At 67.9% G+C, this 22,420-nt stretch carries 18 protein-coding genes; 9 read left to right on the top strand and 9 right to left on the bottom strand.

Annotation, left to right across the window (positions count from 1 at the left end; all coding sequences use genetic code 11):
* Positions 1-19: 19 nt before the first annotated feature.
* From H0B43_RS15595 to H0B43_RS15585, 3 genes are all read left to right on the top strand, one after another.
* Positions 20-1,234: an acetyl-CoA C-acetyltransferase gene (locus H0B43_RS15595; protein WP_005253367.1), complete on the top strand. Its 1,215-nt coding sequence runs from the start codon at positions 20-22 to the stop codon at positions 1,232-1,234.
* Between the two features lie 29 nt (positions 1,235-1,263).
* Entirely contained in the window at positions 1,264-3,405 is a 2,142-nt protein-coding gene (locus tag H0B43_RS15590) for a 3-hydroxyacyl-CoA dehydrogenase NAD-binding domain-containing protein (protein WP_185727099.1), read from the top strand.
* Between the two features lie 154 nt (positions 3,406-3,559).
* Positions 3,560-4,597 (top strand): type IV toxin-antitoxin system AbiEi family antitoxin domain-containing protein, encoded by a 1,038-nt coding sequence (locus tag H0B43_RS15585; RefSeq protein WP_185727100.1) that lies wholly within the window; start codon positions 3,560-3,562, stop codon positions 4,595-4,597.
* A gap of 30 nt (positions 4,598-4,627) precedes the next feature.
* Here the strand turns inward: H0B43_RS15585 and H0B43_RS15580 are convergent, their stop codons facing one another.
* Both H0B43_RS15580 and H0B43_RS15575 read right to left on the bottom strand, forming a co-directional pair.
* A complete protein-coding gene (locus H0B43_RS15580) occupies positions 4,628-5,929 on the bottom strand; it encodes a class I SAM-dependent methyltransferase (protein ID WP_185727101.1) in 1,302 nt (433 codons plus the stop codon).
* Positions 5,926-7,377, bottom strand: coding sequence for an FAD-binding oxidoreductase (locus tag H0B43_RS15575; protein ID WP_185729946.1), 1,452 nt, complete (start codon positions 7,375-7,377; stop codon positions 5,926-5,928). Before H0B43_RS15575 ends, H0B43_RS15580 begins: the two co-directional genes overlap by 4 nt.
* A 248-nt stretch (positions 7,378-7,625) precedes the next feature.
* Between H0B43_RS15575 and H0B43_RS15570 the strand changes: the two genes are divergently transcribed.
* From H0B43_RS15570 to H0B43_RS15550, 5 genes are all read left to right on the top strand, one after another.
* Positions 7,626-8,060, top strand: coding sequence for an SRPBCC family protein (locus H0B43_RS15570; protein ID WP_073359020.1), 435 nt, complete (start codon positions 7,626-7,628; stop codon positions 8,058-8,060).
* A gap of 142 nt (positions 8,061-8,202) precedes the next feature.
* Positions 8,203-8,520 carry a YbaB/EbfC family nucleoid-associated protein gene (locus H0B43_RS15565; protein WP_213015149.1) on the top strand — a complete coding sequence of 106 codons (318 nt, stop codon included), beginning with the start codon at positions 8,203-8,205 and terminating at the stop codon, positions 8,518-8,520.
* Positions 8,521-8,529: 9 nt separating this feature from the next.
* On the top strand, positions 8,530-9,138 hold the full coding sequence (gene recR / locus H0B43_RS15560) for a recombination mediator RecR (RefSeq protein WP_005248644.1): 609 nt from the start codon (positions 8,530-8,532) through the stop codon (positions 9,136-9,138).
* A complete protein-coding gene (locus H0B43_RS15555) occupies positions 9,135-9,707 on the top strand; it encodes a TetR family transcriptional regulator (protein WP_185727103.1) in 573 nt (190 codons plus the stop codon). Before recR ends, H0B43_RS15555 begins: the two co-directional genes overlap by 4 nt.
* Positions 9,708-9,791: 84 nt before the next feature.
* The gene (locus H0B43_RS15550; protein ID WP_252189781.1) at positions 9,792-11,267 is read left to right on the top strand and encodes an MFS transporter; all 1,476 of its coding nucleotides are present in this window, start codon (positions 9,792-9,794) and stop codon (positions 11,265-11,267) included.
* Positions 11,268-11,376: 109 nt separating this feature from the next.
* On the opposite strand, the gene H0B43_RS15545 is transcribed toward H0B43_RS15550, so the two are convergent.
* The 5 genes from H0B43_RS15545 to H0B43_RS15525 form a co-directional block, all read right to left on the bottom strand.
* Positions 11,377-11,703, bottom strand: coding sequence for a metalloregulator ArsR/SmtB family transcription factor (locus tag H0B43_RS15545; protein ID WP_185727104.1), 327 nt, complete (start codon positions 11,701-11,703; stop codon positions 11,377-11,379).
* Positions 11,700-12,146, bottom strand: a complete 447-nt coding sequence (locus H0B43_RS15540; RefSeq protein ID WP_185727105.1) for an SRPBCC family protein — start codon at positions 12,144-12,146, stop codon at positions 11,700-11,702. Before H0B43_RS15540 ends, H0B43_RS15545 begins: the two co-directional genes overlap by 4 nt.
* A gap of 244 nt (positions 12,147-12,390) precedes the next feature.
* Positions 12,391-13,101, bottom strand: a complete 711-nt coding sequence (locus H0B43_RS15535; protein ID WP_185950067.1) for a type 1 glutamine amidotransferase — start codon at positions 13,099-13,101, stop codon at positions 12,391-12,393.
* Positions 13,094-14,347 (bottom strand): Mur ligase family protein, encoded by a 1,254-nt coding sequence (locus H0B43_RS15530; RefSeq protein WP_185727107.1) that lies wholly within the window; start codon positions 14,345-14,347, stop codon positions 13,094-13,096. The genes H0B43_RS15535 and H0B43_RS15530 overlap by 8 nt, the downstream gene beginning before the upstream one ends.
* A 25-nt stretch (positions 14,348-14,372) precedes the next feature.
* Positions 14,373-15,290, bottom strand: a complete 918-nt coding sequence (locus tag H0B43_RS15525; protein WP_185727108.1) for an EamA family transporter — start codon at positions 15,288-15,290, stop codon at positions 14,373-14,375.
* 72 nt (positions 15,291-15,362) lie between these two features.
* Between H0B43_RS15525 and H0B43_RS15520 the strand changes: the two genes are divergently transcribed.
* A complete protein-coding gene (locus H0B43_RS15520; protein ID WP_185727109.1) occupies positions 15,363-16,256 on the top strand; it encodes a LysR family transcriptional regulator in 894 nt (297 codons plus the stop codon).
* A gap of 59 nt (positions 16,257-16,315) precedes the next feature.
* On the opposite strand, the gene H0B43_RS15515 is transcribed toward H0B43_RS15520, so the two are convergent.
* Complete coding sequence (locus H0B43_RS15515) at positions 16,316-16,696, bottom strand: SHOCT domain-containing protein (RefSeq protein WP_185727110.1); 381 nt, start codon at positions 16,694-16,696, stop codon at positions 16,316-16,318.
* 216 nt (positions 16,697-16,912) lie between these two features.
* Positions 16,913-22,399, bottom strand: coding sequence for a biotin carboxylase N-terminal domain-containing protein (locus H0B43_RS15510; RefSeq protein WP_185727111.1), 5,487 nt, complete (start codon positions 22,397-22,399; stop codon positions 16,913-16,915).
* Positions 22,400-22,420: the final 21 nt, after the last annotated feature.

The following is a 22,420-nucleotide window of genomic DNA, read 5'->3' as shown; positions in this document are numbered from 1 at the left end:
AAGGAAGGAACACTTCACAGTGACCACAGAGGCATTCATTTATGAAGCCATCCGCACCCCGCGTGGCCGCGGAAAGAAGACCGGTTCGCTGCACTCGGTCAAGCCGATCTCGCTGGTCACCGGCCTGATCGACGAGCTCCGCGCCCGCTTCCCCGACCTCGACGAAGATCGCATCTCGGACCTGATCCTCGGTGTCGTCACCCCCGTCGGCGACCAGGGCATGGACATCGCCCGCGTCGCGGTCAACGACGCCGGACTGCCCGACACCGTCGGCGGCGTCCAGCTCAACCGTTTCTGTGCGTCCGGCCTCGAGGCCGTCAACACCGCAGCGCAGAAAGTGCGCTCCGGCTGGGACGAACTCGTCATCGCCGGTGGCGTCGAGTCGATGTCCCGCGTGCCGATGGGCTCCGACGGCGGACCGTGGGCGCTTGACCCGGCCACCAACTACGACAACTACTTCGTTCCGCAGGGTGTGGGCGCCGACCTGATCGCCACCATCGAGGGCTTCTCCCGCGAGGACGTCGACGCGTACGCCGTCCGCTCGCAGGACCTCGCCGCGAAGGCATGGACCGGCGGCTACTTCGCCAAGTCCGTCGTCCCGGTGAAGGACATCAACGGCCTCACCGTCCTCGACCAGGACGAGCACATGCGTCCCGGCACCACCCTCGAGAACCTCGCGGGCCTCAACCCGTCCTTCGCCGGTGTCGGCGAGATGGGCGGCTTCGACGCCGTCTCGCTGCAGAAGTACCACTGGGTCGAGAAGATCAACCACGTCCACCACGGCGGCAACAGCTCCGGCATCGTCGACGGCGCCGCACTGGTTCTCGTCGGATCCGAGCAGGCCGGCAAGGACATGAGCCTGACCCCCCGCGCCCGCGTCGTCGCGACGGCCACCAGCGGCGCCGACTCCACGATCATGCTCACCGGCCCGACGCCGGCGTCGAAGAAGGTGCTCGCCGCCGCCGGTCTGACCGTCGACGACATCGACCTGTTCGAGATCAACGAGGCGTTCGCGTCCGTGGTGCTCAAGTTCCAGAAGGACCTGAACATCCCCGACGAGAAGCTCAACGTCAACGGCGGTGCCATCGCGATGGGTCACCCGCTCGGAGCCACCGGCGCCATGATCACCGGCACCATGATCGACGAGCTCGAGCGTCGTAACGCCCGGTACGCCCTCATCACCCTGTGCATCGGCGGCGGTATGGGCGTCGCCACCATCATCGAGCGCGTCTGACCGCCCGGACCATCAGGAGACTTGAAGCAGTGAGCGAGCAGAACATCATCAACTGGGAGCAGGACGCCGAGGGCATCGTCGTGCTCACCATCGACGATCCCAACCAGGGCGCGAACACCATGAACGACGCCTATATCTCCTCGATGAAGGCGACCGTCGACCGCCTCGTCGACGAGAAGGAGTCCATCACCGGTGTCGTCATCACGTCCGGCAAGAAGACGTTCTTCGCCGGCGGTGACCTGAAGAACATGATCAAGGTCGGCCCGGAGAACGCCGACGAGATCTACAGCCACAGCGTCGCGATCAAGTCGGACCTGCGCCGCCTCGAGACGCTCGGCAAGCCGGTCGTCGCCGCCATCAACGGAGCCGCGCTCGGCGGCGGACTCGAGATCGCCCTCGCCACGCATCACCGCGTCGCCGCGGACGTGAAGGGCGTCAAGATCGGTCTGCCCGAGGTCACGCTCGGCCTGCTGCCCGGCGGTGGTGGCGTCGTCCGCACCGTCCGCATGCTCGGCCTGCAGAACGCGCTCATGCAGGTGCTGCTCCAGGGTCAGCAGCGGGGACCGGTGCAGGCCAAGGAGGTCGGGCTCGTCGACGAGGTCGTGTCCTCCGTCGAGGAGCTCGTGCCCGCCGCGAAGGCGTGGATCAAGGCCAACCCCGAGGGCGGCGTCCAGCCGTGGGACAAGAAGGGCTACCGGATTCCCGGCGGCACCCCCTCCACCCCGGCATTCGCCGCCAACCTGCCTGCGTTCCCCGCGAACCTGCGCAAGCAGCTCAAGGGCGCCCCGATGCCGGCGCCGCGCGCCATCATGGCCGCCGCCGTCGAGGGCTCGCAGGTCGACATCGACAACGCGCTCGTCATCGAGGCCCGCTACTTCACGTCGCTGGTCACCGGCCAGGTCGCGAAGAACATGATCCAGGCGTTCTTCTTCGACCTGCAGGCCATCAACTCCGGGGCCTCCCGTCCCGAGGGCATCGAAAAGACCCCCATCACCAAGGTCGGTGTGCTCGGCGCCGGCATGATGGGCGCAGGTATCGCCTACGTGTCCGCGAAGGCCGGCTTCGACGTCGTCCTCAAGGACGTCACCATCGAGGCCGCGAACAAGGGCAAGGCCTACTCCGAGGGCATCGAGGCCAAGGCACTTTCGCGGGGCAAGACCACCGAGGAGAAGTCGAAGGCGCTGCTCGACCGCATCACGCCGACCGCCGACCCCGCTGATTTCGCCGGAGTCGACTTTGTCATCGAGGCCGTGTTCGAGTCGCAGGACCTCAAGCACAAGGTGTTCCAGGAGATCGAGGACATCGTCGACCCGCAGGCCCTGCTCGGTTCCAACACGTCGACCCTGCCGATCACCGGCCTCGCGACCGGTGTGAAGCGCCAAGAGGACTTCATCGGAATTCACTTCTTCTCGCCCGTCGACAAGATGCCGCTCGTCGAGATCATCCGCGGCGAGAAGACGTCCGACGAGGCCCTCGCCCGCGTCTTCGACTACGTGCAGGCCATCCGCAAGACGCCGATCGTCGTCAACGACTCGCGCGGCTTCTTCACCTCCCGCGTCATCGGCACGTTCATCAACGAGGCCATCGCCATGCTCGCGGAGGGCATCGAGCCCGCCACCATCGAGCAGGCAGGCATGCAGGCCGGTTACCCGGCGGCACCGCTGCAGCTGTCGGACGAGCTGAACCTGACGCTGATGCAGAAGATCCGCAAGGAAACCGCGGAAGCTGCGAAGGCCGAAGGTAAGGAACTGCCCGCCGATCCGGCAGGCGACGTCATCAACACCATGGTCGACAAGTTCGACCGCAAGGGCAAACTCGGCGGCGCCGGCTTCTACGACTACGCCGACGGCAAGCGCACCGGCCTGTGGTCCGGGCTGCGGGAGAACTTCGGTTCCAAGGAACTCGAAGTCCCGTTCCAGGACCTCATCGAACGCATGCTGTTCATCGAGGCCATCGAGACGCAGAAATGCTTCGACGAGGGCGTGCTCCTCACCACCGCCGACGCCAACATCGGCTCCATCATGGGAATCGGCTTCCCCGCCTGGACCGGCGGTGTGTCGCAGTACATCAAGGGCTACGAAGGCGGCCAGGCCGGCTTCGTCAAGCGCGCCGAAGAACTCGCCGCCAAGTACGGTGAGCGCTTCACCCCGCCGGCGTCGCTGAAGTCGTAGGCGGCTCCGCCGCCCGTGCGCCTTTTTGGTAGCTGCAACAGCCAAAAAGGCGCACGGGGCGAGTTATCCACAACTTCGCGGTTATCCACAGGCAAAGTGGATAACCGCGTTTTTGTCGGTTTCGGAGTCGGATGCGCATCGCACGATCCGCCGTATGACCGATATCGATCTCCCCGACTTCCAGCGCCTCGTCGACAGCCAGTTCGGGATCGTCACGCAGTCCCAACTCGAGCCCTTCGGCTTCTCTCGGAGCAGGGTTCGTCATCTCCTGGACTCGGGGCAGTGGCGCCGTGTTCTCCAAGGCGTCTACGCCGTCACCAACGGCCCGTTGACGCGCGACATGATCCTTTCCGCGGCTCTTCTCTACGGTGGCGGGCATTCGATGCTCAGCCACATCACAGCCGCTGAGGAATGGGGGATGGTTGTTCCCCGAGACGGCGAGTCGATCCACATCACGGTGCCGTACGGGAAGTCGTCACGGTGCCAGAGCGCTACGGGCATGCGTCCGTCACGTAAGCCGGGCAATCCGATCGCTTTGTCCACTCCGCTGCATCCCGGCGTCGTCGTACATCGATCCAGGGCACACGAATACATTGCCGTCGACACCGATCCGCCCCGCACGTCGCGAGCCGACACCGCACTCGACCTCGCGATCGCCGAGCCGACGGCGCGGGACGCCTACACCCGGCTCATCGCTCTCGTGACCAACGCCCGGATCCCACTGCGTGACATCCGGCGGCGTATGGAGGAGCGACGCCCGCGTCGATACCGGAAGGTGCTCATGGACGCGGTACGAATGCTGGCCGACGGAGTGCAGTCGGTGCTCGAATACCGCTACGCCGTCGATGTCGAGGACGCGCACGGACTCCCACGGGCGCGCCGCCAGTCACCCGTGGTCGTGGACGGACGCACCCTCTTCGAGGACTGCGACTACTCCGATCGCGGTGTACCGCTCATCGTGCGACTCGACGGTCGCCGCGCGCATGTCATGGCGGAGGTTGCATTCCGGGACCGTCGACGCGACAACGCCGCGGAACTGCAGGGGCGGCCGCGACTGGTCTACGGATTCGACGAGGTGACGAAGAATCCCTGTGAGGTGGCCCGTGAAGTGGAGGCCGTGCTGGTGCGGGAGGGCTGGATCAGGCTCGGTGAGAGGCCGTGCCCGGCCTGTGCGCCTTTCTGGTCGTCCTAGCTACCAAAAAGGCGCACGGGCGCGAAGCGCCTACTGCCACCACGGCCGGAGCGGGACATGCGCCTCGCCCTTGGGTCCGAGCTTGACGGCGAGGACCTGGTGCAGCTGAACGACGTTGCGTTCGAAGCCGAGTCGCGATCCGGCCATGTAGAGGCCCCACACGCGGGCGGTTCCCTCGCCGACCTCTTCGACGCAGGCGTCCCAGTTGTCGACGAGGTTCTGGCACCACCCGGCGAGGGTGAGCGCGTAGTGCTCGCGCAGGTTCTCTTCGTGCCGGACTTCGAGGCCCACGTTCTGGATCTCGCTGATGATGCGTCCGGAGCCCGTGAGTTCGCCGTCGGGGAAGACGTACCGGTCGATGAAGCCGCCGGCTCGGGCCTGGCTCTGATTGTCGGGGCGGGTGATGCAGTGGTTGAGCAGCCGGCCGCCTTCTCGGAGTTTGCTCTGCAGCAGACCGAAGTAGGCGGGGTAGTTGCCGACGCCGATGTGCTCGGTGAGGCCGATCGAGGAGATGGCGTCGAATCCGGTTTCGGGGACGTCGCGGTAGTCGGAGAACCGGACCTCGGCGAGGTCGGACAGTCCCTCGTCGGCGATGGCCTTCTGCGCCCATTCGGCCTGCTCGCGGGACAGGGTGGCGCCGATGACCTTGACGCCGCGGCGGGCGGCGTACCGGACCATCGATCCCCAGCCGCAACCGATGTCGAGGAGTCGGTCGCCGGGCTGGAGGCCGAGCTTCTCGAAGACGAGGCGGTATTTGTTGTCCTGCGCCTCCTCGAGGGTCTGTTCGGTGTTCTCGTAGCAGGCGCACGTGTAGGTCATGGAGGGGCCGAGGACGTACTCGTAGAACGTGTTCGAGACGTCGTAGTGGTGGTGGATCACCTCGGCGTCGCGGGACTTGGAGTGCCGCAACCCTTCCGCGACCCGCCGCCACCGCGGAAGGTGTTCCTGCGGGGGAGGGGCGATGGGACGCAGCAGGTCCCAGCCGAGCGAGCGCGTGATGGCGGCGAGGGTGAGCGCGGACGGACGACGGAAGTGCAGTTCGTCGCCCATGACCCGGAGGATCTCGTAGGGGTCGCCGGGGTGCACACCCTTCGCCTCGAGGTCGCCGGACACGTAGGCGCGGGCCATGCCGAGGTCGCCGGGGGCGGTCGCCAGATAGGTGGTGCCGCGGGTCGTCTTGAGGTGGAGTCCGTAGGGGGCGTCCTCCGGGCCTGCGGCGCTGCCGTCGTAGGCGGAGAACCGCAGGGGGAGCATGCCATCGGACAGAGTTTCGAGAATCTCTGCGATGGTGAGCTTGTGGTCTTGGGAGCGTGAAGCTTTCAGGGTCGTCATCGACGTTGCACCGCCTTGGAGAAAAGGTCCAGTAATCGTGATTTAGGGTCGTAGCGTTTTTTCAGTTCCGTATATCGATCGCCGCCGTAGTAGAGGCGCTCGAAGTCTTCTCGTGAATAGTACGAATCCGAGTAGAGGGACTTGTGTCCGTCGAAGTCGCTGACCTTGTCCTCGATCAGCCGATTCGCCGCCCCCTCGGGCCGGCCCGGAACGATGGGTACCGACGACCAGAATCCGATGTTCACGTACGTGCGTTTCGGTTCGAGGGGGTACAGGGGCCACGGGCGCTGCGACGACGCGCCCGCGGGGGCGGGTTCCCGCAACCGCAACGGGCACAGCCACAGCGGCTCGATCGGGATCTCGTCGAGGAACCAGCGGACGAAGTCGGCGGTGCGCTCGATGGGCACCTCGACGTCCTGGACGACGCGTTCGCGCGGCGGGTTGCCCTTGCGCTTCTCGATCCGGTCGCCGATGTCGTATTTGTGGTCGAGGGCGATGAGCTTCCAGTAGAAGCTGCTGCGGAGGAGGCTCTTGGGCCACATTCGGCGGATGGTGGGGTTCTGGGCGCCGAACGCGCGTGAGCACCAGAACCAGTCGGTGTCCCAGCGCCACAGGTAGTCTCGAATGGTGAGTTTGTCCGTTTTGGGATGGTTTACCGATGCGTGCTGGATCGACCGGTAGAAGATGTTCGATCCGGTGTAGTCGCTGACGGGGCCGCCCTCGTCGGTCTGGTGGCCCAGCGTGAGGTAGCTCTCGGATTCGGTGAAGACGACGCCGTCCAGGTAGTCGACGGGAATGCCGTCGTGCTGGCGCTCGGTGACGATGCGATCCATCGCCGACTGCAGGTCGTCGAGGGAGTCGAACCGCAGGTGACGCAGTGCCACATACCGTTTGACGGGTTCGAGTTGGATGCGCAGGCGGGTGGAGTAGCCGAGAGTGCCGTAGGAGTTGGGGAAACCCCAGAACAGGTCGGAGTTCTCGCCTTCCGGTGTTGCGGTGACGATGTCGCCGCTGCCCGTGAGGACGTCGATCTCGAGCACCGACTCGTGGGGGAGTCCGCTGCGGAACGACGTCGACTCGATGCCGAGACCGGTGACCGCGCCGCCGAGGGTGATCGTCTTGAGCTGCGGAACCACCAGCGGCGCCAGCCCGTACGGCAGGGTGGCGTCGACGAGGTCCTCGTACGTGCACATTCCGGCGACGTCCGCGGTCCGGGCCTGCGGGTCGACGGAGATGACGCCGCCGAGTCCGGAGACGTCGAGGCCGGGTGCGGTGGTCTGGGCCCGCGCGCGGAACAGGTTGGACGTCTTCTTCGCGAGGCGCACGGTCGCGTCCGCGGGAATTGCCCGGTAGGACGCGAGGAGCCGTTCGACGCCGGCGCGGTGAGCGTCGGTCCCCGTGACGGGCAGAGTGCGATGCGCACGGAAGGGGCGTCCACCCTCCCGCATGCTTTTCAGTAGTTCAACCGAAGAGGCAGCCACACCTTGACGCTATCCCTCTCCCGGGGTTCAAGCCACGCATATCGGCCCGCTCATCCGAAGATTCACACAAATGTCTCATCAATCCGCGGGTCGCGACCACCGTGAGGTGACCTACCTCACAATGGATTGCCACGTCGTCGCCCGGACTCGCGCACGGCAGGCAGGATGGGAGGTGGAAGCAGTTTCGTACAAATCGTACAAGAGGAGTCAGAACAGTGGGCCAGGTCAGCGCGAGCAGTTCGATCACCGTCGCAGCCACACCGGAGAAGACGCTCGCGGCGTTGGCGGACTACGAGACGGTGCGCCCGCGCATTCTCTCGGAGCAGTACCTGGACTACCGAGTCCTCGAGGGCGGGCAGGGCGGCGGCACCGTCGCGCAGTGGACGCTGAAGGCCACCGAGAAGCGGTCCCGTGACATCAAGGCCACGGTCACCGTGGCGGGCAACACGATCACGGAGACGGACGCGAATTCGTCGCTCGTCACCACGTGGGTCGTCGCCCCGAGCGGCAGCGGTTCGACGGTCACCACGACCACCGAATGGAAGGGCGCCGGCGGAATCGGCGGCTTCTTCGAGAAGACGTTCGCCCCGCTGGGTCTCAAGAAGATTCAGGGGCAGGTTCTGGCGAACCTCGAGCGCGAACTGGCCTGACGCAACCGGCTCCGCTCCGGCGTCGTCGACGTGACCACTCGGTGGCGGCGTCGGCGCCGGACCGCACCGACGGTCACGGTCTACGCTGGCAGGGGAAACAGCAGAAAGGACCACGTCAGTGCAACCAGGTGGACAACCCGACATGTCGCAGCTCCTCGCGCAGGCTCAGCAGATGCAGCAGCAGCTGATGGCCGCCCAGCAGGAGATGGCCGAGGCCGAGGTCACCGGGCAGGCCGGTGGCGGACTCGTGATCGCGACGGTCAAGGGGACAGGTGAAGTGGTCGGTCTGAAGATCGATCCGAAGGTCGTCGATCCGGACGACGTCGAGACTCTGCAGGACCTCGTGATCGGTGCGATCGAGGACGCGTCGAGCAAGGCGCAGGACATCGCGGCGCAGAAGCTGGGTCCGCTCGCGGGTGGATTCGGTGGGGGAGGCCTGCCCGGTCTCCCCGGTTTCTAGAGGCACGGCGTGTACGAAGGTCCGGTTCAGGATCTGATCGACGAACTCGGCAAGCTGCCCGGCGTCGGGCCGAAGAGCGCTCAGCGCATCGCGTTCCACCTGCTGAGTGTCGAACCGCCGGAGATCGACCGGCTCAAGAATGCGCTGCAGCGGGTGCGTGACGGGGTCCAGTTCTGCGTGGTGTGCGGCACCGTCTCCGACAAGGAGCATTGCCGCATCTGCGCCGATCCGCGCCGCGACCGCACGGTGATCTGTGTGGTCGAGGAGCCGAAAGACGTCCAGGCCGTGGAACGCACCCGTGAGTTCAAGGGCCGCTATCACGTCCTCGGCGGCGCGCTGGATCCGTTGTCCGGGGTGGGGCCCGATCAGCTCCGCATCCGGGAGTTGCTCGCGCGCATCGGCAATCAGGAGGACGGCGTCGACGTCTCCGAGGTGATCATCGCGACCGACCCCAACACGGAGGGGGAGGCCACCGCGACGTATCTGGTGCGCATGCTGCGGGACTTTCCCGGGCTGACGGTGAGCCGGCTCGCGTCGGGTCTGCCGATGGGCGGCGACCTCGAGTTCGCCGACGAGCTCACCCTGGGCCGGGCGTTGTCGGGGAGACGCACGCTGTGACGTCGGAGCCGGGCACGGCCGCGCCGGTGAAGCGGACGGCCGAACAGTCGCGGTCGCTGATCGTCGACGCGGCCGGCCGGGCATTCGCGACGCGCCCCTACCGGGAGATCACGCTCAAGGACATCGCCGAGGACGCCGGGGTCAGCGCACCGCTGATCATCAAGTACTTCGGGTCGAAGGAGCAGCTGTTCGACGCGCTCGTCGATTTCCGGTCCGCCGCGGAGGTGCTGTTCAGCGGCCCGCTGGACGGCCTCGGGGAGCGGATGGTGTCGATGTTCGCGCGGCCGCTCGAACCGTACAAGCCGTTGTCGTTGAGCATTCTGTTCATGAGCGGGCCGAGCGAGGAGGCCAGCCGGAAGCTGCGTGCCAACTATTCGACGCAGATGATCGACACGCTGGCCGAACGACTGCCCGGGCCGGGCGGCCGGCTGCGCGCGGAACTGGTGATGTCGATGCTGACGGGTCTCGCCGTCATGCGCCGCAAGATGATGCAGGAGCACGCGACGGGCACCCCGGACGAGGTGGTGGCGCAGTACGCCCCGCTGGTGCAGGAGTTGCTCGACGGCTGAGGGCGAATCGTCCGGCTTGCGGGGTAAATGGTTGTTCACCTAATGTGGTGAACAACCATTTACCAGTTGCGCGAGGGGTGACGCTTGACGATTTCGTTGCCGCGCCCACTGTCGGCGCTCGCGGATCAGCCGGTCGCACCGCCGGACTCGGCCGGCGGATCGCGTTACCTCTTCCCGATTCTCGCGTTCGCGGGCGTGTTCCAGGCCGTGTTGCAGACGGTCATGGTGCCCCTTCTGCCCAGCATGCCGACGTTCACCGGCGCGAGCCAGACGTCCGTGTCCTGGCTGATCACCACCACCCTCCTGGTCGGCGCGGTCGTCACCCCGATCTTCGGCCGCCTCGCCGACATGTTCGGCAAGAAGCGGATGCTTCTCGTCGCGTTCGTCTTCATGACGGTCGGCGCGCTGATCTGCGCCGTGACGTCCGACATCGCGTTCCTGATCTTCGCGCGCGGACTGCAGGGGGCCGGCGCCGCCGTCATCCCGGTCGGAATCTCGATCCTCCGTGACGAATTGCCGCGCGAGAAGGTCCACGGTGCCATCGCCATGATGAGCTCGACGCTCGGAATCGGCACCGCCCTCGGGCTGCCGTTCGCGGCCTCCGTCGCCGAGTACTCCAACTGGCACGTCCTCTTCTGGGTCATCGCGGGAATCGGCCTCGCCGTCACCACGGCCGCGGCGCTGTTCATCCGCGAGTCCGAGGTGCGGTCCGGCGGACGGTTCGACGGGGTCGGCGCCGTCGGCCTCACCGCGGCCCTCGTCTGCCTGCTCGTCCCGATCACACAGGGCAGCTCCTGGGGGTGGGGAAGTCCAGCGGTGCTGGGGATGTTCGCGTCCTCGCTGTTCCTGTTCGCGCTGTGGGGTTACCAGCAGCTGCGCAACGTCAATCCGCTCGTGGACCTGCGGGTGTCGGCGCGACGGTCCGTGCTGCTGCCCCATGTCACGGCGCTGCTCGTCGGTTTCGCGTTCTACGGGAACGCCCTCATCACCACGCAACTACTGCAGGCGCCCCGCGGCGACGCCGGCTACGGCCTCACGATCCTCCAGGCCGCGGTGTGCCAGCTGCCGACGAGCCTGTCGATGATCGTTTTCGCGCAGGTCGGTGCCCGGGTGTCCGAACGCTACGGGTCGAAGGTGACGATCCTGTCGGGCGCGATCTGCCTCGTCCTCGGCTACGCGCTGCACACCGTGCCGCACAAGGAACTGTGGATGGTGATCGCGGCCCTCGGCGTCGCTGCGATCGGCACCGCGCTGGTGTACAGCACGCTGCCGATGCTGATCGTCCGGGCCGTGCCGTCCACGCAGATGGCCGCGGCCAACGGCGTCAACGTGCTGCTCAGGACGATGGGCACGACGATGTGCAGCGCGGTGGTCGCAACCGTACTGGCGGCGAGCATGGTCGGCGGGGTCGCCTCGGCCGCCGGATTCTCGATCGCCTACGGGGTGTGCGCGGCGCTGGCGGTGCTGGTGTTCGTCGTATCACTCGCGCTGCCCGGGCAGCGCGAACGCCGGGAAAAATTCCGCGGAACCTCTTGTGACGTAGATCACTCGTGCGTATAGTCAGTGATGCGGATCGAGGAAATGTACCTGTGAGCAGAGAAAACTCGAGAAGCAGAGATCCGGCCGAGAATGCAGAAGCATTCCCGGCCGAACCCCTGTCTGGGGGTAGTCACTTCTCCATCGATTCCGCGATCTCCTTGATGGCCGACAGTCGCCGATCCCATTCGGCGCCGATCCGCTCCAGCGTCCGCGCCGTCTTGTTGAGTTCCGCGCCCAGCGCGCGGTAGCGAACCTCGCGGCCCACCTTCACCGACTCCACCAGGCCGCACGCCTGCAGTGCGTTCAGGTGCTTCGCGATGGCCTGCCGCGACACCGGAAGTCGGGTGGCCAGCGACGACGCCGACTGGTCGGCCCGGCCGAGTTCGGTGAGAATCTCCCAGCGGGTCTCGTCCGACAGGGCCGCGAACACCGAGGCCAGTTCGGAGTGGGTGCTCATGCCTTCACGCCGTGCAGGTAGGCGACCAGTTCGTCCAGTTCGGCATGCCAGCCCTGGATGTTGCCCTCGCGGGCCCGCTTCTGGTCGGCGACGTCGCGGTCGAGGGTGTCGAATCCGGTCTCGACGACGGTCAATTCGGTGCCGGAGTCGTGCTCCGACAGCGTGAACCGCACCAGGGTGGAGTTGCCGATCACTGGGTCGGCGTCGATGTCGGCCGCCCAGCGGAAACCGAACGCGTTCGGTTCGTCGACCTCCGTGACCACGGCGCGGGCGGTGCCGTGCTCGTCCCACGTGAAGGCCGCCTTGCCGCCCACGCTGAGGTCGAGGGACGTGCGCTGTCCGAACCACTGGCTGATCTTGTCGGGATCCGTGATCGCCGCCCACACCGCCGATCTCGGGGCATTCACGACAACGGTCCGGGTGATGCTGCTCGATGCGTCCATGGTGGGCCACCTTCTCGACGACGATTGATGTGCAACTTCATGGTTGCACTCTCGTCGAGTTTCTGCAACCCCCTGGTTGCACTGATGCGTGAGTGCGAAAGCGTGCCCGAGGACGCCTTTCGACTCACCTGGGTTATGCATAGCGGCCGGCAACGCTCTCCGCCGCGGCCGGATTCTGTACGAGGACGTCGACTGCAGCCCGACCGGTGTCCCGCTGATCGTCCGGCTCGACGGGCAGCAGTACCTAGACGCGCAGGCGCTCCCGGCGCAGCTGATCGACCTCCGGGAGGTCGAGGGGGGCGAGTTCGTCGACGCCCAGCGCCCGCATCAGCAGCAGGTCGGCGAGTTCGGGGTTGCGGGCGAGGACGGGTCCGTGCATGTACGTGCCGATCACGGAACCCTGGACGACGCCTTCGAGCCCGTCCCCGACACCGTTGCCGACGCCGTGCGTGACCCGGGCGAGGCCGCGGGCGTCGGCGCCGAGTGTGGTTCCGCCACGGTGGTTTTCGAATCCCGACAGCGGCTGCGTCAACCCGTCGATCAGAGGGGTGGTGACGACCTCGCCGATGGATCGCGTCGCCTGCGGGGACGTGGTGACGTCGAGCATCGACACGCCGTCGACGCGTTCGCCACTGGACGTCTCGTACCAGTTGCCGAGCACCTGGATCGCGGCACAGATCGCGAGGACGGGGGCGCCGCGTTCGGCGGCCTTCTGCAGTCCCGGGTACTGGGTGAGGTGGCGGGTCGCGAGCCGCTGCGCCGAGTCCTCCGCGCCGCCGAGCGTATACACGTCGAGGGAATCGGGAACCGGGTCGTTCAGGGTGATCTCGACGATCTCCGCGTCGTACCCGCGCATGCGCAGCCGCTGCCGGAGGATGAGGGCGTTGCCGCCGTCGCCGTAGGTGCCCATCACGTCGGGCAGCACCAGGCCGATGCGGACGGTCGACTCAGGCATTGCGGGCCTCCTTCGCGATGGCGGTGTTCAGGTCGCGGAAGGCGGTGTAGTTGGCGAGCACCTCGACGCGTCCGGGCGGGCAGGACGCGATGGCCCGCAACGGGTTCGGGTCGAGCGTGTGCTCGACGCCGGCGTAGGTGAGGCGCACGGCCAGGTCGGTGCCGCGTTCACCTGCCGCCACCACCTTGACGCCCTCGAAATGCTCGAACCGGACGTCCCACAGCCAGGACAGGTCCTCGCCGTCGGGGACCTGCCCGTTGACGGCGATCACGAGTCCGTCGACGGTGGGGTCGATCATCGACAGCGCCTCCTGCCAGCCGGCGGGATTCTTTGCGAGCAGCATGTGCACGGAGTGCGACCCGACCTCCACGGTGCTGTAGCGACCCGCGACCTCCTGGACGGTGGCCGCGGCGGCGACCGCGTCCTCCGCCTTCGCGCCCATCGCGACGGCCGCCGCGACGGCCTGCGCGGCGTTACCGCGGTTGGCGCGTCCGGGCAGGGCGAGGGTCATCGGGATCTTCAGGCCGTCGGGCCCGTACAGGTTTTCGTCGTCCAGCCACCAGTCGGGGGTCGGCCGCGCGAAGTCGGAACCGGTGCTGCGCCAGTGCGAGCCCTCCCACACGATGGGTTCACCGGTGCGCGGACAGCTGGCGGCGTCGCTGGCCCACCCGCCGCCGGCGGCGACCCAGACGACGTTCTTCGCGTCGTAGGCCACGGAGGTGACGAGCACGTCGTCACAGTTGGCGATGACGACGGACTCCGGGTGCGCGGCGACGCAGGCGCGGAGTTTGCGTTCGATCATGTTGATTTCGCCGACCCGGTCGAGTTGGTCGCGGCTGAGGTTGAGCAGAACCAGGGCTTCGGGGTTGACGGCGTCGCTGACGTGCGGGACGTGCAGTTCGTCGACCTCGAGCGCGGCGAGGGGCGCGTGCACGCGGGTGCTCAGCGCCGCGACGATGCCGGCATCCATGTTGGCGCCGTCCGCCTGCGTCGCGACCTCACCGAGGGTGGAGAGCGCCGCCGCGGTCATCCGGGTGGTAGTGGACTTGCCGTTGGTGCCGGTGATCACCGCGGTGCGTCGGTTGGCGCCGAGCTGCTCCATCAGTGTCGGGTCGATCTTCAGGGCGATCAATCCGCCGATCATCGAGCCCTTGCCGCGGCCTGCCTTCTGCGACGCCCAGGAGGCCGCGGCCGCCGCGCGCAGGGCGACCTTGCCGCGCGTCGTGATCCCAGTTCCAGTACTCACTCCGCGAGTTTTGCACAGGCTCCGGTCAGACGCCGACTCGCGCGGGGGCAGGTGGGTGCGGAAGTGTGCGCGGACGCACATTGCCACTCACCTGGGTGGCGGCGGCACCGGCGATGACCACGGCCCCGCCGATCAGCGACAGGACGCTCGGCTCCTCGTGCAGCACCAGCCAGGACGCCCCGATCCCGACGATGGGAACCAGCAAGGAGAACGGCGCGACCATGCCGGCGGGGTAGCGGCTGAGCAGTGCCGTCCACAGCCCGGAGCCGGCGATGGTGCCGAGGATCACGATGTAGGCGAGGCCCGCGAGGGCGAGCGGGCCGTTGCCGTTCAGCGACGAGGTCAGGGAAGTCCACCCCGCGGTCGGGCCCTCCACGACGAAGGACAGCGCCAGCATCGGCAGCGGCGGAATGACGCACATCCACAGCATCAGGCGCATCGGCTGATCCGACGCGGCCTTGCGATTGCCGATGTTGCCCACCGCCCACGACAGTCCCGCGAGCAATGTCAGGGCCACCGGCAGCAGGGCGGCGTGCTGGGCGCGGTCCCAGCCGATGAGCGCCATCCCGGCCATCGCCACGAGCAGTCCGCCCACCTGCGTGGGCCGGAGGCGCTCCCGCAGCAGGACCGCGCCGAGGACCACGGTGAACGGTGCCGACGACTGCAGTACCAGCGACGCCAGTCCGGTCGGCATCCCCACGTGCATGCCCCAGAACAGGAACGCGAACTGGCCGACCCCGAACCCGAGGCCGTACACCAGCAGCCATTTCAGCGGCACCTGCGGCCGGGGGACGAACAGGATCACCGGGATTGCGATGACGAAGAACCGCAGCGCGGCGAAGAAGAACGGCGGGAAGTGATCGAGGCCCGCGCGAATGGCGAGGAAGTTGAGCCCCCACAGGACGACGACGGTGAGTCCGAGCATCCGGTCACGTGAGGTCATGCCTTCCATCGTGAGGGCCGGAAACAATCAGGACAAGCACATAAAAGTGCATCATCGATGTAGTTTTGCTACATGGATGCCACCCGGTTACGCGTCCTGCGCGAGCTGGCGGACCGCGGGACGGTGGCGGCGACCGCGCGGGCGTTGTCGATGACGCCGTCGGCGGTGTCGCAGCAGCTCAAGATCCTCTCGCGGGAGGCTGGGGTGACGCTGCTCGAACCCGCCGGCCGACGGCTGCGGCTCACCGATGCCGGTCAGGCCCTCGTCGTCCGCGCCGACGACGTCGTGGCCGCCCTCGACCGCGCGGCGGCGGAGATGACCGCCTACCGCGGTTCGCCGCGCGGCCGGGTGCGGGTGGCGCTGTTCCCGTCCGGTGCCGCGCTGCTGCTGCCGGGACTGCTGGACGCGCTCGCGGGCAGCGGAGTGGACGTGCAGGCGCGCGACGAGGATCTCCCGGCCGCCGCGGTGCCTGCCCTGCTCGCCGATTACGACGTCGTCCTGACCCATCGCGACGAACGGGCCCCGGACACGTCGTCGCCCAGGGTGACGGCGGAACCGCTGATGCGCGAACCCATCGACCTGATCCTGCCGCCCGGTCATCCGCTCGCCGGACAGGATGCGGTCCGGCCGGACCAGTTGGCGGACGAGCGGTGGATCAGCGTGCGCGGCGGATTTCCCGTCGACGACGTGCTGATGTCGGTGGCCGCCGCGACCGGTGTGCAACCGCACGTGGCGATGCGCATCAACGACTTCCGCGTCATCGAGGAACTCGTCGCCGGCGGTCACGGCGTGGCCCTGCTGGCCCGGCATGCGGTGACCAGCCGCGCGGTGGTGCAGCTGCCGCTGGCCGGGGTGCGCGCGGCCCGGATCTACGAGCTGGCCCGGCGACCCGCCGCCGACGACGTTCCCGCCGTCGCCACGGTGCTGCAGGCGTTCCGGGACGTCGCGGCCCGCATCGGGGACTGAACGGGCCGCACACGGAAGAAGGCCCGCCGGGTGGGCGGGCCTTCCGGGGAAACGGGTGCTCAGCTGCTCAGTGCCTTCGCCTTCAGCGTCTCGTACTCCGCCTGCGTGATGGTGCCGGAATCGAGGAGTGCCTTCGCGTCGGCGATCTGCTCGGCCGAGGACTTGCCCGCGACGGAGCGGATGTAGCTGTCCTGCGCCTGCTTCGCCTCCTGTGCGGCGGCCATCGACCGCTCGGCCATGCCCTTGCTCCGGGTGATGAGATACACGAGCGCGGTCAGCAGCGGGACGAAGAACAGGAAGACGATCCAGATGGCCTTCACCCAGCCCGACGTCGTATGGTCGCGGAACAGGTCGGTGATGATGGAGAACAACAGGATCAGGTAGGCCACGAAGCCGAAGGTGACGATGATCACCCAGAGAAAGTCCCAGAAAGAGTCCATTGCAGCGCTCCATTCACAGTCGAATTCACTCTGCGCTGACTATCGCACCGGCTGCCGCGGCCCGCGTCATCCGAAACAGGTGAAATGCGGCGACCGATGTGACATCGGTGCAGCGTGACCAGACCGCGGTGACATTGGGCCACACCCCGCAACACACCCCCGCGAAACACCGAACGGCCGCGACACCGGTAGGTGCCGCGGCCGTTCGGGTGGGGACTACTTGCCGGCTTCGACCGCCCGGCGCATGCCGCGCTCGACCGCACCGATGATGTACGGACGCAGCTCCACGGCAGGGATGACGGCGTCGACGGAACCGACCCGCTGTGCCCGCTGGATGTTGTGCACGGCCTCGAACTCGGCCGCGACCTCACCGAGCTTCTCGTTGCGCACCGCAGCCTGCTGGGCTGCCAGCTCGACCCGCAGGTGAGCCTGCTGGGCGTCGTTCTGGGCGCCCGCCAGGTTGGCCTCGAGCTCCCGGATCGACGGGTCGGCTGCCACTCGCGAGTTGACCTCACGGGTGAACACGACGGCCGCGGCGGGGGCACCACCGAGGACGGACGCGAACGAGCCCTCGACCGCGAGGACCTCCATGTTGTCGTTCAGTGCTCCGGAGAACACCACGAACGCGCCACCGTGGTAGCGGGAGACGACGCAGAACACGATCGGGCCGTCGAAATTGACGATGGCGCGGCCGATTTCGGCACCGTACTCGAGCTGGATGTGGCGGAGCGAGTCCGGGGACCCGTCGAAGCCGGACAGGTTGGCCAGCACCACGAGCGGACGGCTTCCGCTGGCGGCGTTGATCGCCCGGGCCGTCTTCTTCGACGACTGCGGGAACAGGGTGCCCGCGGTCCACTGGTCGGGACCGTTGGCCGGCGACCATCCCTTGCGGGCGATGGCCCGCGACTCGATGCCGATGACGCTCACCGGGTAGCCGCCGAGGTGTGCGTCGAACACGACGGACGTGTCGGCGTCCGCCATGTCGGCCCACCGCTCCAGCACCGCGTGGTCCTGGTCGACGAGCGAACGCATCACCGTGCGAATGTCGAACGGCTTCTTGCGTTCCGGGTTCGTCTCCGAGGAGAAGATGTCGCCGACCGTGGTGAAGTCGCTGGACGGGTGGACGTGCGGGAAGGACCGCACGTCGCGCCCGATCGGGTCGCTGGTCTGCGCCCGGCGCGGGAAGCGTTCCCCGGCAACGACGTACGCGTGGTCGTAGTGCGCGAACAGGATCTCGCACGCGGCGGGCAGGTTCGGCGCCCAGTACTGCGCCTCACCGTTGGGGCCCATCACGCGGTCGTAACCACCGATGCCGAAGTTGTCCTCGGCCGAGACGCCACCCGAGTAGTCGAGCGAATTCTTGCCGGTGAGCACCATGGCGCTGTCCGGCGTCATCACCAGGATGCCCTTGGTGTGCATCAGCATCGTGGCTTCGGCGTTCCAGTAGGGCTGCGCACCGACGTTGATGCCGGCCACGATCACGTTGACCTCGCCACCGTCCTGCGTGAACGTGATGAGGCGACGCAGACCGCGGGACACCCAGTCCATGTTCTCGGTGCCGCTGTCCATGGAGATCGTCGCGCCGGAAGACAGCGCGAACCACTCGACCGGGACACCCAGCTTCTCGGCCAGGTCGACACCGGCGACGAGGCGGGCGCACTCGGCTTCCGCGACGGTGCCGAGGGCCTTCGTCGGGTCACCGAACAGTGCGACGCGGGTCATGCCCTCGGGGTGCCGGTCGGTGCGGGCGGTGACCAGACCGACGACGAGGCCGGCCTTGTTCTGCCCGTACGGACGCTCGACGGGTACCAACTGGCCCGACTCGTCCAGGTCGTGCTCGACGAAGCTGCCGTCGCGGCCGGTGAGCAGCGGGATCAGCTCGTACGGGTAGACGGTGCCGCGAGCACGGGAGCTGCGGACCTTCTGGGTGTACGCGTCGAGCGGCTGCAGCGGCTCGGTCGGCGGTTCGGTGACCTTGACGACCACGCCCGCGCCGGTGCGGTAGGAGAAGCGGAGAGCCTTCTCCCGCGACTCCGTGCCGGGCTCACCCTGGAGCCGGGCGATGACGGTGATCTCCTCGAGGCCGGCGCCCGCGGTGAGCGGTGCCGCGACCCGGGCGAACGCCTCGAGGTCCTCGACCGGGACGTCGATCTTCGGCCACACGTACAGCACGACGCGGTTGGCGTCGAGCTTGCGCTTGCTGCCGCGGGTGGCCTGCGCCCGGCGGATGCCGTCGAGGCACGACTGCAGCACGCGTTCCGCGGCGGGAACACCGACGACCTGGCCGTCCTCGTTGCGGACCGGCGTGATGTCGCGGACCTCGGCGAGCGCGATGAGGCGTTCGTCGGTGGGGTTGTCGCGCGAGACCAGGTTGAACAGGAACGTCTCGGCGACCGCGGGGAGGCGGGTGCCGTCGAAGTTCTTCAGGCGCCACAGGTCGAGTCGCTGGCCGGTGAGCGGGTGCATGTCCCGGATCAGCGTTTCCTCCGCCAGGACACCCGCGTCCGGACGGAATGTGAACTTGCGGACATCGACGTCGGTGCCGCCGAAGACGGAGACCGTGACGCGGCGGCAGGTGGCGGCCAGCGGCAGGGACGCCAGGGCCTTCCGCAGGTCGGCGGACATGGTGTCCGGGTCGGCGGGCGGTGCCGTCCACGACAGGTACAGGTCGAGGACGAGGTTCTCCGGGTTCACCGCGGCGACAGCGTTGATCTCGTCGAGTGCACCGGGCAGCTCGGCGTAGTCGGCGACGGCGGAGACGAGGTTCAGACGCTCCCCGCGCAGGTCGAAGTTGCCGGTGACGAAACGGCGTCCGTCGCGGTCGAAGGACGTGACGTCCTCGAGCGTGCGGATGTCGTAGTAGCGGCGGGTGACGACCTCGAGCAGCGGCCCGACGGTGTTGCTCTTGCGCGCGATCCGCTGTCCGAGGAGTTCGGTCAGCGACTGCGGGGTGGCGACCAGGGCCTCGAGACGTTCCTGGTAGTCCGGGGCGCCGGGGTTCTCGGCGAGGTACTCGAGGCTGCCGCGGACACCGTCGTACACCTGCTCGCGGGCCTTGCGGATCTGCGGCTCGTCGAAGTACCGGAACCGTACGTTGCGGGCGACGTTGCCGATCACCGGGTAACGGACCTGGGTGGCGATGATGAGCCGGTCCAGAACCTCGCCGAGTCCGCTGGGTGCGCGGACCGAAGCGTTGCCGTCGTTCAGCCACCGGTCGAGCAGGGCGGCGATGACGGGAACCTGGTTGTCCATGCGCTGCTGCGCGAGGAACAGGCGGTAGACCGCCTCTTCCAGCTCGGCGGTGCGCTCGAGGTCGGTGACGTCGTAGTGACGCAGCGCCCGCGACAACCGAGTCGTGAACGACTCCGGCAGGCCCTCGAGTTCGACGTCGAGGGTGTGGAGGTAGGTGTGGAAGTGCTCGCGCGGGCTGTGGACGCGCTCGTCACCGTCCTCCTCGGCTGCGGTGGGGCGGTTACGTCCGATCTCGCAGATGTCCGCGAACGTGTTCAGCAGGGCGAGTTCCGCCTGCACGAGGTCCGGGTCGCCCGCGATCTCGGCGCGCAGCTTCTCGTAATCGGCGAGGAGCACTCCGGCCCGCTTCGCGCTGACGTCGTAACCGGTGAGCAGCGCGGCGAGCGCGTCGATCTGCTCGAGGGCGTCGGCCCGGGTGTTGCCGTGCGACGCGGGTGCGCCGAGCTCGAACTGGACGCGGGGCGCCTTCGGAGCGGTGGACTCCTCGGAGCTCTCCTCGACGCGCAGCAGCGCGGTACCGGCGTCGACCTGGGAGTTGACCATGGCGAGAACTTCCCGCACCCGGCCTGCGACGGGGGCGCGGACCGCGGTCTCCATCTTCATGCTTTCGAGCACGACCAGCGTGGCGCCGACCTCGACCTCGTCGCCGACGGACACGGGCACCGCGACCACGACTGCGGGAGCGGGGGCGCGGACGACACCGGCCTCGTCCTGGCTGATCTGGTGGCTGATGCCGTCGACCTCGACGAGGTACTGGGCGCGGCCTGCGACGGAGACGACGTGGTGACGGCGGTCGGCGATCACCAGGCGGCTCTCGAACTCGCTGAGCCGGTCGACCTCGACCTCGGTCTCGGGGGCGTCCCCGTCGACGCGGTAGCTGTGGGCGCCGACCTGCGTGACGGTGAGGCCGTAGGCCTGACCCTGGTAGCTGAGCTCCACCTTGCGGCCGATGGCGTGACCCGCGCGGGGGCGTCCACCGCGAGCGGACGAGAGGAACGCCTCCCGCTCGAGTTTCTCCTCGGCGTCGTAGACGTCGATGGCGGCGGCGATCAGGGCGACGTCCGCGGTCCGGGTCGGGACGTTCGAGGTGCCGGCGTCGGTGCGGTCCAGCCAGCCGGTGTCCGCAGACGCGGAGATGACCTCTTCGCGGTCCAGCAGGTCCAGCAGGAACGACTTGGTGGTGGTGCCGCCCTGCAGCACGACGGTGGTCTCGCGGAGAGCGGTGCGCAGACGCGCGAGCGCCTCGGAGCGGTCGCGTCCCCAGGCGATGACCTTGGCGACCATCGAGTCGTAGTCGGGCGGGATGACGTCGCCCTGGGCGATGCCGGTGTCGACGCGGAGTCCGCTGCCGAGGGGGAACTTGAGCAGTTGCACGGCGCCGGGCGCGGGGGCGAAGCCGTTGGCGGCGTCCTCCGCGTTGAGGCGGGCTTCGACGGCGTGACCGAACTCGGGCGGGCAGTCGCCGACGAGCGGCTCACCGCTGGCGACGAGGATCTGCAGCTTCACCAGGTCGATGCCCGTGGTGGCCTCGGTGATGGGGTGTTCGACCTGGAGGCGGGTGTTGACCTCGAGGAACGTGAACGTCTTCTGCTCGGGCTGGTACAGGTACTCGACGGTGCCCGCGCCGCGGTAACCGGCGGCGCGCACGAGCTCGGCGGAGACGGCACGCAGGTGGTTCGACTGGTCGGCGGTGAGGAGCGGCGAGCTCGACTCCTCGATGACCTTCTGGTTCTTGCGCTGGATGGAGCAGTCGCGAACACCGGGAGCCCAGACGTTGCCGAAGTTGTCGGCGATCACCTGTACCTCGACGTGGCGTGCGTCGGTGACCAGACGTTCGATGAACACGACCGGGTCGCCGAAGGACCGCTGGGCCTCACCCTGGGTGCGCTCGAGCGCGACTTCGAGTTCGTCCTCGGACCAGACCTTGCGGATGCCGCGGCCGCCGCCACCGGAGCGGGCCTTGATGATGAGCGGGTAGCCGATGGCCTGGGCGTGGCGGCGGGCGTCGGCGCGCGTGGAGACGGGGCCACCGCTCCACGGTGCGACCGGGACGTCCACCTTCTCGGCGAGGAGCTTGGCCTCGACCTTGTCGCCCAGCAGGCGCATCGCCTCGGCGGGCGGGCCGATGAACGTGATGCCCAGCTGCTCGCACACCTCGACGAACGCGGGGTCCTCGGCGACGAAGCCCCAGCCCACCCACACGGCGTCGGCCTTGCTCTCGCGCAGCGCGCGGGCCAGCTCGGCGTGATCGAGGTAGGCGGTGCCGGTCTTGACTGTGCGCAAGCACACACCTTCGTCGGCTTGGCGAACGAACATCGCGCGGCGTTCTGCCTCGGTGTGAAGGGCGATCGTCCGGATGCCGTAGTTGTGTTCGGCGTTCAATTCGCGCACGGCACGAATCAGGCGGACCGCCGCCTCGCCGCGGTTGACTATCGCTATTCGCTTGAACATCTGTTATCGCTCCGTTTCCGT

This window comes from Rhodococcus sp. 4CII, from assembly GCF_014256275.1.
Taxonomy (GTDB): domain Bacteria; phylum Actinomycetota; class Actinomycetes; order Mycobacteriales; family Mycobacteriaceae; genus Rhodococcus_F; species Rhodococcus_F wratislaviensis_A.
This window is presented reverse-complemented; position numbering and strand designations above follow the sequence as displayed.

What these genes read in the sequence shown, in the direction of transcription:
- H0B43_RS15535 (WP_185950067.1), bottom strand. Translation starts at nt 13,101, where the DNA reads ATGCCTGAGTCGACCGTCCGCATCGGCCTGGTGCTGCCCGACGTGATG.
- H0B43_RS15525 (WP_185727108.1), bottom strand. Translation starts at nt 15,290, where the DNA reads ATGACCTCACGTGACCGGATGCTCGGACTCACCGTCGTCGTCCTGTGG.
- H0B43_RS15585 (WP_185727100.1), top strand. Translation starts at nt 3,560, where the DNA reads ATGACCGATATCGATCTCCCCGACTTCCAGCGCCTCGTCGACAGCCAG.
- H0B43_RS15545 (WP_185727104.1), bottom strand. Translation starts at nt 11,703, where the DNA reads ATGAGCACCCACTCCGAACTGGCCTCGGTGTTCGCGGCCCTGTCGGAC.
- H0B43_RS15540 (WP_185727105.1), bottom strand. Translation starts at nt 12,146, where the DNA reads ATGGACGCATCGAGCAGCATCACCCGGACCGTTGTCGTGAATGCCCCG.
- H0B43_RS15575 (WP_185729946.1), bottom strand. Translation starts at nt 7,377, where the DNA reads ATGCGGGAGGGTGGACGCCCCTTCCGTGCGCATCGCACTCTGCCCGTC.
- H0B43_RS15580 (WP_185727101.1), bottom strand. Translation starts at nt 5,929, where the DNA reads ATGACGACCCTGAAAGCTTCACGCTCCCAAGACCACAAGCTCACCATC.
- H0B43_RS15520 (WP_185727109.1), top strand. Translation starts at nt 15,363, where the DNA reads ATGGATGCCACCCGGTTACGCGTCCTGCGCGAGCTGGCGGACCGCGGG.
- H0B43_RS15565 (WP_213015149.1), top strand. Translation starts at nt 8,203, where the DNA reads ATGTCGCAGCTCCTCGCGCAGGCTCAGCAGATGCAGCAGCAGCTGATG.
- H0B43_RS15510 (WP_185727111.1), bottom strand. Translation starts at nt 22,399, where the DNA reads ATGTTCAAGCGAATAGCGATAGTCAACCGCGGCGAGGCGGCGGTCCGC.
- H0B43_RS15515 (WP_185727110.1), bottom strand. Translation starts at nt 16,696, where the DNA reads ATGGACTCTTTCTGGGACTTTCTCTGGGTGATCATCGTCACCTTCGGC.